This window comes from Halorarum halophilum (genome assembly GCF_013401515.1).
GTDB lineage: Archaea > Halobacteriota > Halobacteria > Halobacteriales > Haloferacaceae > Halorarum > Halorarum halophilum.
Genome location: NZ_CP058529.1, coordinates 3,465,440 through 3,475,955 on the forward strand (window position 1 = coordinate 3,465,440; position 10,516 = coordinate 3,475,955).

Genomic DNA, 10,516 nt, shown 5'->3' on the forward strand with positions numbered 1-10,516 from the left:
GGGAGACGCAAAGGTACCCGCCTTGGTACCCCGTTCCGAGAGCGACCTCCGGGACATGACTCGTGAGGCCTATCCCAGCCGTCCGACGTCCGAGAGCACCGCGCTGGCGGTCTCCTCGCCGCCGGCTCCCGCGCCGGAGATCGCCAGCCCGCCGGAGAACTCCGCGTCGATCTCGACGATGTTCCTCGTGCCCGACACGGCGAGGGTGCCGTTCTCCGGAACCAGCCGCGGTCCGACGCGAACGCCTTCGCGGGTCGCCTCGCCGATGAGCCTGACCGTCCGCCCGTCGTTGACCGCGAGTTCCAGCGCGCCACCGGTGACGTTCCGGATGCCGTCCACGTCGGCGTCGGCGAGGGTGAGTTCCCGCTCCCGGAGCTCCTCGACGGAGTCGCAGTCGGCCTCCCGGAGGACGTTCGAGAGGATGACGCACTTCAGCGCCGCGTCGGTCCCCTCGACGTCGAAGGACGGGTCCGCCTCGGCGACGCCGAGGTCTTGGGCCTCCGCGAGGACGTGGTCGTAGTCGAGCCCCTCGGCGGCCATCCGCGAGAGCACGAAGTTCGCCGTCCCGTTGAGGACGCCGCGGACGGCCCGCACCCGTTCGGGGCCGAGGTCGTCGATGGTCGCGAGGGCCGGAATGGCCCCGCCGACGGTCGCCTCGAACAGCACCTCGCCCTCGCTCTCCGCTTCGAGCGCGCGCACGTCGGCGAACCGCTCCGCGACGGGGCCTTTGTTCGCGAGCACGACGTCCCTGTCCCGTTCGAGGGCGGTCCGGACGTGCGAGAACCCCGGCTCCGCGTCGCCGAGCGTCGTCGGCGTCGCCTCCACGAGCACGTCGTACTCGGCGGTCAGCGCGTCGGTCGGGTCGGCGTCGCCGAGCGCCCCGCCCTCCGCCTTGTCCGCGAGCGCCGCGGTAACGTCCACGCCGTCGGGGGCGACGGCGGCCGAGGTCGAGTCGGCCAGCGCGGTGACGGTGTAGCCGTATTCGGCCGCAAGCTCCGCCACCGAACGGCCGACCGCGCCGGCGCCGAGGACGGCGAGCCGCGTCATTGGCTCCCCTCCATCGGCTCGATGACGTGGATCCCCTTGTCGTCGGCGACCGACCGGACCGTCTCCAGCACGTCGGTCGTCTCCCCCTGCCGCGTCCGGAGGCGGAGGCGGGCGCTCGACTGCTCGTCGCTCCCGGCGCCGGCGGGTGCGGAGAGTTCCAGGTCGGCGACGGTCGCGTTCGTGCAGTCCGCGAGTCGACGGAGCGTGTCGGAGAGGTCGGTGTCGATGAGGTGCCCGACGAGCACGACGGTCACCTCGGCGCCGAACTCCTCGGCGCCCGCGCGGATGACGTTCACGCCGTTCTCCCTGAGCGCGTCGAGGATGGTCTCGAATCGGTCCGGCGGGCACTCGACGTCGACGGCCACGGGGATCCGACCGCGGGGGGTGATGTTCCCCCGCTCGTGGAACACCGACAGGAGGTTGCCGCCGTTCTCCGCGATTGGCTTCAGCGCCGCGAGCAACTGACCGGGCTCGTCGACGAGTTCGATGCGGACGGTGTGCGCGACCGGGGTGTCGCCGCCGTCGGTCCGCGGGCTCTCGACGCCGGTCCGGGAATTCTCGTCGGTGGCGGGGTTCCCTCCGCCGGTTCGGGTCGCGGGCACTGACGGCGGGCGCTCGTCGGGGGCGGACGCCGGGTCGGAGGGCATCTACCTCGCCCCCCGGGAAGCGTCCGACCGTCCGATTCCGGCGACGGCGCACGACCCGATAATCCCTGTCGACGTGCGGGGCTGGTGGGATCGTTCGCAGCCGTCGCGCCGACCGTGGGTCGTGCCACTTGGCATGCTCACTCCCTGGGGATGGGGAGGTGATAAGTCTTCTACGGTGGCGAGGTTTGCCGTCGCGTCCGACGACGGTCGCGCCCTGGGACCGTTCACACCCGGATGGGAGCGCGTTCACCAGCCGAACGCGGTCCCTCACAGCGACCGCTCGGTACCGGCCGGGTCGTGGACGTTCCCCACGGGGAGGGACGACTCGCTCGATACGGAACGGCCGTCTACCGGAGATCCCTTCTCGCACAAGTTGCCGAGGACGGACAGAGGTCCGAAAACTCGGTCGTCCCTCGAACGCTCCCCGGGACGCACTCCCGATCGACCTCCTCGTACCCACGCTGTCGGAAGAACTCCGACGCGGTCGTGGTCAACAGGTACAGCGTCTCCACCCCGTTCGCTCGTGCGTGGTCCTCCAGCGCGTCACACAGCGTCCTCCCGTAGCCCTGCCCCCGGTTCGATTCCCTGACGACGACCGACCGAAGGAGTCCGTTCGGACCGTAGATCTCGACGCCTCCGACGCCGATCCACTCCGCGTCGGCGTACGCGAGGAGGAAGCACTCCGGCTTCGCCCGCACGTCCTCGGACGGGAGGTCGTTGGCTTCCAGCAGGGCCTCGACGCGGTCGAGGTTCGCCACGTCCGCCTTCCGGAGGGTTATCGATTCGTCGGTCATGCTGTCCCGTCGACCTCCCGTATCGACCGGCGGTATCGGTGCCCATGCCGAACGCCGCGTCGATTCGCCGTCTCGAACGGACGGCTAGCTCGGGTCATCGGTGGGGTGCTGAGCGACGGTGATCCGGACCTCCCCTCCGAGGTCGAACGTGAGCGCCCGGCACTCGTGGACGCAGCGGACGAGTCGATGGGCCCGTCGCACGCCGACGAGTAGACCGACGACGGCGGCGAGCATCGCGGCGCCGGCCAATGGCTGGCTTCCGACCCAGAGCAGGATCGGAATCGCGGCTATCGTGGCGTAGCTCACGAGGATGCTCCGCCACGTGGGTCGTCTGTGCCAGGTGTCCCGGTCGAGGGTCAGTCTTCCCGGCGAATCAGGCGGCCTGTACATGGGTTAGTCGCCACCTCCGCCGGCGACCATCGTGGCTGAATCGTTCGATGCGGTCGGCAACAGCGTGTTCTCGTCGAATGGGGTCATGCGCGTTGGTCCTCCTGTTACAGTTGCTGCCCCGTCGCTGGCTTCTCCCCCTCGATCGTCGCCGCGACGATGTAGTCGCTCAGATCGCGCTCGTCGTCCCACTCACTGACAAACGATTCGCTGTCCGCGTTCGGTTCGACGGACGCGTCCGCGAACCCGGCGTCGGTCAGCATCGATTCGAGCGCGGGAATCGACGATGCACCGGCGATACAGGCGGCCACCGACGACGGGTCCGCCCGCACCTCGGCCGGTAGCTCGGCGGTCGACACGACGTCCGAGATGGCGAGGCGTCCGCCCGGCCGAAGGACGCGATACGCCTCGCGGAACACCCGTCGTTTGTCCGGGGAGAGGTTGATCACGCAGTTCGAGATGATGACGTCCACAGACTCGTCGGCGACCGGAAGGTGTTCGATCTCGCCGAGGCGGAACTCGACGTTCGTCGCGTCGTTCGTTTCGACGTTCGCGCGGGCCTTCTCGACCATCTCCGGTGTCATATCGACGCCGACGACACGACCGGCCGGTCCGACTTCCCGCGCCGCGAGGAAGCAGTCGAACCCGCCGCCGGACCCCAGATCGAGGACGGTGTCACCCTCCTCGAGGCTGGCGATCGCGGTCGGATTGCCGCAGCCGAGCCCCAAGTTCGCGCCCGCGCCGACGGCGTCGAGGTCGTCGTCCGAGTAGCCGAGTTCGCGCGACTGCTCGGCGGCCGCCTCGTTCCCGGACCCGGAGTCGCCACAACAGGTCGACGACTCCGCAGCGATGCCACCGTACCGTTCGCGCACGGCGGTGCGCTGTTCCGTGGCGTCGGGAGGCGTCCCATCCGCGTCCGTAGTGGGGGTGTTCTCAGTCATCGTCCAGTGACCTGGTGTCGTCGACGACGCGGAGGAGCCGTTCCGCGCGCGGCGTCGCGGTGTAGTACCGCCAACGGCCCTCCTTTCGCCGTTCGACCAGCCCGGCGCTGAAGAGCCGCGAGAGCGCCTGACTGATCGCTCCCTGGCTCACACCGAGCGCCGGTTCCAGTTCGCAGACGCACACGCCCTCGTCGCTCGAAGCGATGAGCCGGAGCGCCTCGTACCGGGTATCGTTCCCGAGCGTGGCGAGCGTCCGGACGTCGGCGGCGACCTCCCGTTCGGTTAGCGAGTGGCTCCCGGAACAGCAGGCGGTCGCCTCCGGATCCTGTGCGTCGACCGGTTCGGCGCCCGAGTTCTGCCCTCTCATTTTAGCACATCCTAATATTAGCGTCCGCTAATATAGCAGTTTCGGACGTCTCCTCCGACGAGAGGTACTCACGACTGTTCGACGAGGTGCTCCGACGAGAGGAGAGGGTACGCTGGCAGACCTACCGACCGCACGTAACACGCGGAAAGCCGTGATGTGCGAAGAACTAGCCGTGGAGTTGGAACCGGCGAAACGAGAGAAGTGGAAGAAGAACGCTACCGGTGGGGCCTCGACGGCCTAGATGTAGTCGATCGCCTGGGGCAGTTCCAGCTTCATGCCCTTCCGCTCGCGGATCTCCATGATCTTCTCGCGCTGGAGGTTGTCCACCAGCACGCGGAAGCCGGCGTTCTCGGTGTTCCACGAGGCGCGACCCTCGGTCGCGCTGCGGATGTCGCTGGAGAAGCCGATCATCTCCTCGACGGGCGCGATGCCCTCGATGACCATGAGGTCGCCCTCCTGGTACATGTCGTCGACGCGGCCGCGGCGGCCCTGGATCTCGCCGGAGGCGTCGCCCATGTGCTGGTTCGGAACGTCGATGCGGACGTTCTGGATGGGTTCGAGGAGCCGCACCTCGGCGTCGATCAGCGCGCGGTGGACCGCGTTGCGGACCGCGGGGATGACCTGCGCCGGGCCGCGGTGGATGGTGTCCTCGTGCAGCCGGGCGTCGTGGAGTCGGAGCAGCGACCCCTGGACCGGCTCGGCGGCGAGCGGGCCGTCGTCGAGCGCCTCGTCGAGGCCCTCGATGACGAGTTCCATCGTCTCGTTCAGGTGCTGGATACCCTTCGTGTCGTCGACGAGGATGTTCGTCCCGTGGATGTGCTCGACGTTCTGGGACGTGTCCTTGTCCATGCCGGCCGCCTGGAGCGCCTCGCGGCGTTCGAGCTCGGGCATGTCCATCGAGATCTCGCCGAGCTGGATGTCGTCGACGATGTCCTGGGCCATCGGCTCGACCGTGATGTAGAACTTGTTGTGTCGGTTCGGCGAGACGCCCTCGACCTCGCGGGAGGCCTCCTGCGGCTGCTCGCGGAAGACGACGATGGGCTCACCGGTCGTGACCGGGATGCCCTGGTTCTTCTGGATGCGCTGGGTGATGACCTCGAGGTGGAGTTCGCCCTGCCCGGAGATGAGGTGCTCGCCGGTGTCCTCGTTGATCTCCACGCGGATGGTCGGGTCCTCCTTGGCGACCTGCTGGAGCGTCTGGATGAGCTTCGGCAGGTCGTCCATGTTCTGCGCCTCGACGGACTTCGTGATGACCGGCTCGGAGATGTGCTCGATCGACTCGAACGGCGTCATCTCCACGTCGGAGACCGTGGAGCCCGCGATGGCGTCCTTCAGGCCGGTGACGGCCGCGATGTTCCCCGCTGGGACGCCGCGGTCGAGCTCCTCGCGCTCGCCGCCCATGTAGATCCCGACCGACTGGATGCGGTTCCGGCCCGCCGTCCCGGAGACGAACAGCTCCTGACCCTTCTTCAGGGTGCCGGAGAAGACGCGGCCGGTCGCGATCTCGCCGGCGTGCGGGTCCATCCCGATGTCGGTACACATGAAGACGATGTCGCCTTCGCGGTTCACCGTCCGCATGTCCTCGGCGATCTCGGACTCGTCGTCGCCGCGCCAGATGCGCGGGACGCGGAACGGCTGGGCCGTGAGCGGGTTCGGGAAGTGCTCGGCGACCATGTCGAGCACGACGTTCGAGAGCGGGGTGCGCTCGTGGAGCTCGTCGCGCTCGTCGTTCTGCTCCATGTCGATGATGTCGCCGAAGGAGATCCCCGTCGCCTCCATCGACGGCATGGAGACACCCCACTTGTACAGCGCGGAGCCGAACGCGACGGTCCCCTCCTCGACGGAGACGGACCAGTCCTCGGTGATGTCGTCCATCTCCTCGGTCATCCCGCGGATGAGCTCGTTGACGTCGCCGATGACGTCCATGAGCCGCTGCTGCATCTCCTGGGGCCCCTCCTGGAGCTCGTTGATGAGGCGGTCGACCTTGTTGATGAACAGCGCTGGCTTGACGCCCTCGCGGAGCGCCTGGCGCAGCACCGTCTCTGTCTGGGGCATCGCGCCCTCGACGGCGTCGACGACCACGAGCGCGCCGTCGACGGCGCGCATCGCGCGCGTCACGTCGCCGCCGAAGTCGACGTGGCCGGGTGTGTCGATGAGGTTGATGAGGTGGTTCCGCCCCTCGTACTCGTGGGTCATCGAGACGTTCGCCGCGTCGATGGTGATGCCCCGTTCCTGCTCGTCCTCCTCGGTGTCCATCGCGAGCTGTTCGCCCGCGGTCTCGTCCGAGATCATGCCGGCGCCGGCGAGAAGGTTGTCCGAGAGAGTCGTCTTACCGTGGTCCACGTGAGCCGCGATGGCGATGTTCCGGATGTGCTCCGGCTCGTCCATCAGGGTCTCACATTCCTGTACGATTTTCTTTCGTCGGCCCATTACAGGCCGCTACTTGACGCCCGGTCAAAAGGGTAGTGCTTTGCCGCCGCCGAAAGCGCCGTCTGCGGGCGTCTCCCGCCGCGTGTCAACTGTTCCCGCACGTATCCGGTGACGCCGCGTGGACGGTCACCCGTCGTCGGGGACGTGTTCGGCCAGCGCCCCCGTGCTCTCACGACGGGACGCTGTCACCCGGCCGGTCCCGTCGACCACTACGGTACAGCCGTGATAGCGGAACCGCACCCGGAGGCCGTTGCCAGTCCGGGACCGAACGAGCGAGTCGAGGGCGTCCGGGTCGACCGTATCGTACAGTTGTGGTGATATATCGGTCGGCGAAACGTCGGTTTCGTCCGCGACCGCCTCGACGACCGTCCCGGTGATACCACGATTATCGGCACTGTCTGCGGCCATCTGGACCATCGTCGGTACTTCACGGGACTCGCGCTAATATATGTCGTGGAATGGATAATTTGCGGCGGCAGTTTAAGTTCACCCGAAGATTGTCCGGCGGGAGGGATGATTCCAGTCCGACGACGCGAAACGATCAGGCCTCGACCGTGATCTCCGTTCCGGAGTGGTTGAACACCCGCTCGTACCGACTCTTCACGATCTCCGTGTTGACGATCTGGATCCCGAGCTCGTTCAGTTCGTCACACGCGGTCTCGGCGTGCTCCTGAGAGGGACAGACCACCTCGACGGTGACGTTCTCGTCGTCGGTCAGCAGTTCGGTCACCGAGACGACGTTCTCCACGCCGATCGCGTTCTGGAGCGTGGCCTCCCTGTCATCCGACGTGATGGTACCGACGATGAGGAGGTGCCGGTCGAACCCGGCCTTCTCGTAGTCGACGAGCGGCGCGTACCCCTCGATGACGCCCTCCTCCTCGAGGTTCTTTATCCGGGACGCGACGGCGCTCGCGGAGAGGCCGACCCGCTCGCCGATCGACTCCGTGGTGGCATTGCGAGCGTCGCTCTGGAGGGACTGGAGGATGCCCATGTCGACTCCGTCGAGGTCGTAACTCATCCCTAGAGGTTCGTGGCCGACGTATATGACGCTTTCAGGGCGTCGAGCCGAAACGACTGCCCCGGGGAGCGATTCCGGACCGGCACAAGAGTCAACTCGGCTCGGCGCTTGATATCCGTTCACATGGATGTACGACTGCGGGGGGACGGCCCGATCGACCCGTTTCTCGGGGCCGCGTCGCTCTTCGAGACGGAACTCGACCTCGACCTCCCGGTCGAGGTCCGGGTTCGCGAGGACCCGGAGGAGCGGACCTGGGCGGGCCACTACGACGACCGGCACGTGCTCAACATCTCGCGGAAGGCCGCGACGAGCGCGATGGCCCGCGAACTCGCGCTCCACGAGTTCGCCCACATGGCCCGGTACGAGGAGGAACACCCGTCGCACGTCCAGTCGACCGAGGAGGCGCTGTTCCTCGCGCTCTCCGGCCGGTCGGTCGAGCGCCGGAAGCTCTCCCACTGCTACCAGATCGCCAACCACATGAAGGACATCTACGCCGACGACATCACGCTCACGGTGGGGCCCTCCGGGAAGCTCGTCACCTTCTTCGAGTCCCAGCTCGCCGCGGCGGTCGCCGACCGCCCGCGCGAGCACCACCACCCCGACTCGCGGCTGCTCACCGGCGCGACCGACCCCGACATCACCGTCGTCAACGCCGCGTTCGCATTGGCGATGTGCGAGCGACACGACCTCGTCGGCCGGTCGCACCGGCTGTACGACCTGGCCCACGCGGCCGCGGACGACGCCCCGGCGGTGGACCTCGGGGCGTTCAAGCGGCTGTTCCGCTCGCTCGCGGCGGACCCATCGGCCTCGGAGTACCGGAAGCAACTGGTCGACGCCGCCCGACTGTACGCGGTGGACGCGGGCGGCACGAGCGACGGGCCGGCCGCGGCGGACTGATCACGGAGTTCGACCGACCATTGAGTTCGACCGGCCTCCAGGTATTTATCCGCGGCGTGACAACTGTCCGGTATGGTCCCGACAGTCACCGCGTCAGCGTCCCCGTCGGGCGCCGGCGGTGGGACGCCGAACGCGCCACGCACCCTCCTCCGTGACGCGGTCGTAGCCGGCGCCGTCATCGCCGGCCTGTACGGCCTGCTGTACGCCGTCCCCGTCCCCCCGTTCGCGATTCCGGGGTACCTCATGATCGTCGCGTTCGACGCGCTGGAGGCCGTCCTCCCGTCCTTCCCGAGTTCGACCGCCTACGACGCGGCGTTCGCGGCCTTCCTCGCCGTCCTCGCGCTCCTCTCCGCGCTGACGGCGTCGTGGGCGCGGACGCACGGCTCCCTCGGCGGTTGGCGGGCTGGAGCGAGCTCCGCACTCGCGGTGCTCGGCGCCCTCGCGCTCGTCGTCGCCGCGGGGCTTCTCCTCCCGTCCGGGAACGTGCAGGTCGTCCCGGTGCTGATCATCACGGGGTCGGGGATCGGGCTGCTCCTCGGGGGCGCCGCGGTGGCGTTCGGCCGAACCGTGGTCACCCGGGAACTGGCCTGAACCGGGTTCCGGCCGCGGCAGGGATTTTTAGCCCTCGCCGCGGAAGCCGCGGTATGACCTACGAGGCGGTGTTCCTCGACCTCGACGACACCCTGTACCCGTACCCGCCGTGCAACGAGGCGGGAAAGCGGGCCGCGTTCGAGACGTTCCTGGAACTCGGCTACGATCTCGACCGCGAGGGGTTCGAGGCGCTCTACCAGGAGGGACGACGAGCCGTGAAGCGCGAACTCTCCGGGACGGCGTCGGCCCACGAGCGCTTCCTCTACTTCAAGCGGGCCATCGACCTGCACGCGGGCACGCATCGGTCCGAACACGCGCTGCGGCTCGGGGAGGCGTACTGGGACGCCTACGTCGACGAGATGACGCTCTTCGACGGCGTCGCCGAGACGCTGGCGACGCTCCAGGACGCGGGGGTGGACGTGGCCGTCGTGACGAACCTCACGACCCGCATCCAGCTGAAGAAGCTCCACCGCCTCGACCTCGACCGACACGTCGACCTGCTCCTCACCTCCGAGGAGACCGGGCGCGAGAAGCCGTCGTCGGTGATGTTCACGCTCCCGCTGGCACGGCTCGACCGCCGGCCCGGGGAGGTGCTGATGGTCGGCGACGACGTCGAGGCGGACCTCGAAGGTGCCAACGCGGTCGGGCTGGGGACGGCCGCGTTCAACGGACCCGACGACGTCGCGGACCTGCCGGAGCGGTGTCGACCGGATCACACCATCACCGATTTCACCGACCTGACCGAGGTGGTACTGTGACACTCGAGGCAGAGCGGAACGCCGTGGTGGAGCACGCGCCCGAACTCGCCCGCCTCACGCCGGGCCGGACCGGGAACCTCAGCGTCCGGCGCGGCGACCGGTTCGCCGTCACGCCGACGGGCGTCGCCTACGACGCATTCGACTGCGATGACGTTCCGGTCGTGGACCTCGACGGCGAACGGGTCGCCGGCGCGATGAAGCCCTCCAGCGAGGTGCCGATGCACCGGCACATCTACCGGGGCCACGCCGACGAGCCGGGCGCAATCGTCCACACTCACTCGCCGATGTCGACGGCCATGGCCGTCCTCCGGGAGCCGCTCCCCCCGATCCACTACATGATCGTCGCGGTCGGCAAGCGCGTTCCCGTCGCCGAGTACGCGCCCTACGGCACCGAGGAGCTCGCGGCGAACGTCGTCGCCGCGCTGGAGGGCGCCGAATCGACGGCCTGCTTCATCGAGAACCACGGACTGGTGGTCGTCGCGGACGACATCGAGACCGCGCTCGAGAACACCCACCACGTCGAGAGCCTGGCGGAGCTGTACCTCCGCGCCCGGTCGATCGGCGAGCCAGTTGAGCTCCTGGAGGCCGAACTGGACACGGCCATCGAGCAGTTCGAGGGCTACGGGCAGTAGTCGCTCG

13 protein-coding genes are annotated in these 10,516 nt (G+C 68.4%); 4 read left to right on the top strand and 9 right to left on the bottom strand.

Going from position 1 to position 10,516, the window contains the following annotated elements; translation table 11 throughout:
- Nucleotides 1–69: 69 nt before the first annotated feature.
- The 9 genes from HUG10_RS17245 to HUG10_RS17285 form a co-directional block, all read right to left on the bottom strand.
- Nucleotides 70–1,047: a homoserine dehydrogenase gene (locus tag HUG10_RS17245; RefSeq protein WP_179170741.1), complete on the bottom strand. Its 978-nt coding sequence runs from the start codon at nt 1,045–1,047 to the stop codon at nt 70–72.
- Entirely contained in the window at nt 1,044–1,694 is a 651-nt protein-coding gene (locus HUG10_RS17250; protein ID WP_179170742.1) for an amino acid-binding protein, read from the bottom strand. Before HUG10_RS17250 ends, HUG10_RS17245 begins: the two co-directional genes overlap by 4 nt.
- A gap of 347 nt (nt 1,695–2,041) precedes the next feature.
- On the bottom strand, nt 2,042–2,488 hold the full coding sequence (gene arsN2 / locus HUG10_RS17255) for an arsenic resistance N-acetyltransferase ArsN2 (protein ID WP_179170743.1): 447 nt from the start codon (nt 2,486–2,488) through the stop codon (nt 2,042–2,044).
- Nucleotides 2,489–2,572: 84 nt separating this feature from the next.
- Complete coding sequence (locus tag HUG10_RS17260) at nt 2,573–2,794, bottom strand: hypothetical protein (protein ID WP_179170744.1); 222 nt, start codon at nt 2,792–2,794, stop codon at nt 2,573–2,575.
- A 188-nt stretch (nt 2,795–2,982) separates the two neighbouring features.
- A complete protein-coding gene (locus HUG10_RS17265) occupies nt 2,983–3,816 on the bottom strand; it encodes an arsenite methyltransferase (protein ID WP_179170745.1) in 834 nt (277 codons plus the stop codon).
- Complete coding sequence (locus HUG10_RS17270; RefSeq protein ID WP_179170746.1) at nt 3,809–4,183, bottom strand: ArsR/SmtB family transcription factor; 375 nt, start codon at nt 4,181–4,183, stop codon at nt 3,809–3,811. The genes HUG10_RS17265 and HUG10_RS17270 overlap by 8 nt, the downstream gene beginning before the upstream one ends.
- A 237-nt stretch (nt 4,184–4,420) precedes the next feature.
- Nucleotides 4,421–6,613, bottom strand: a complete 2,193-nt coding sequence (locus HUG10_RS17275; protein WP_179170747.1) for an elongation factor EF-2 — start codon at nt 6,611–6,613, stop codon at nt 4,421–4,423.
- Between the two features lie 126 nt (nt 6,614–6,739).
- Nucleotides 6,740–7,021, bottom strand: coding sequence for a HalOD1 output domain-containing protein (locus tag HUG10_RS17280; protein WP_246310178.1), 282 nt, complete (start codon nt 7,019–7,021; stop codon nt 6,740–6,742).
- A 133-nt stretch (nt 7,022–7,154) separates the two neighbouring features.
- A complete protein-coding gene (locus HUG10_RS17285; RefSeq protein WP_179170749.1) occupies nt 7,155–7,631 on the bottom strand; it encodes an Lrp/AsnC family transcriptional regulator in 477 nt (158 codons plus the stop codon).
- 123 nt (nt 7,632–7,754) lie between these two features.
- Between HUG10_RS17285 and HUG10_RS17290 the strand changes: the two genes are divergently transcribed.
- From HUG10_RS17290 to HUG10_RS17305, 4 genes are all read left to right on the top strand, one after another.
- Nucleotides 7,755–8,528 (top strand): DUF5781 family protein, encoded by a 774-nt coding sequence (locus HUG10_RS17290; RefSeq protein ID WP_179170750.1) that lies wholly within the window; start codon nt 7,755–7,757, stop codon nt 8,526–8,528.
- Nucleotides 8,529–8,600: 72 nt separating this feature from the next.
- Nucleotides 8,601–9,119, top strand: coding sequence for a hypothetical protein (locus tag HUG10_RS17295; RefSeq protein WP_246310179.1), 519 nt, complete (start codon nt 8,601–8,603; stop codon nt 9,117–9,119).
- A gap of 53 nt (nt 9,120–9,172) precedes the next feature.
- Nucleotides 9,173–9,877, top strand: a complete 705-nt coding sequence (locus HUG10_RS17300) for an HAD family hydrolase (protein WP_179170751.1) — start codon at nt 9,173–9,175, stop codon at nt 9,875–9,877.
- Nucleotides 9,874–10,509, top strand: a complete 636-nt coding sequence (locus tag HUG10_RS17305; RefSeq protein WP_179170752.1) for a class II aldolase/adducin family protein — start codon at nt 9,874–9,876, stop codon at nt 10,507–10,509. Before HUG10_RS17300 ends, HUG10_RS17305 begins: the two co-directional genes overlap by 4 nt.
- Nucleotides 10,510–10,516 lie beyond the last annotated feature (7 nt).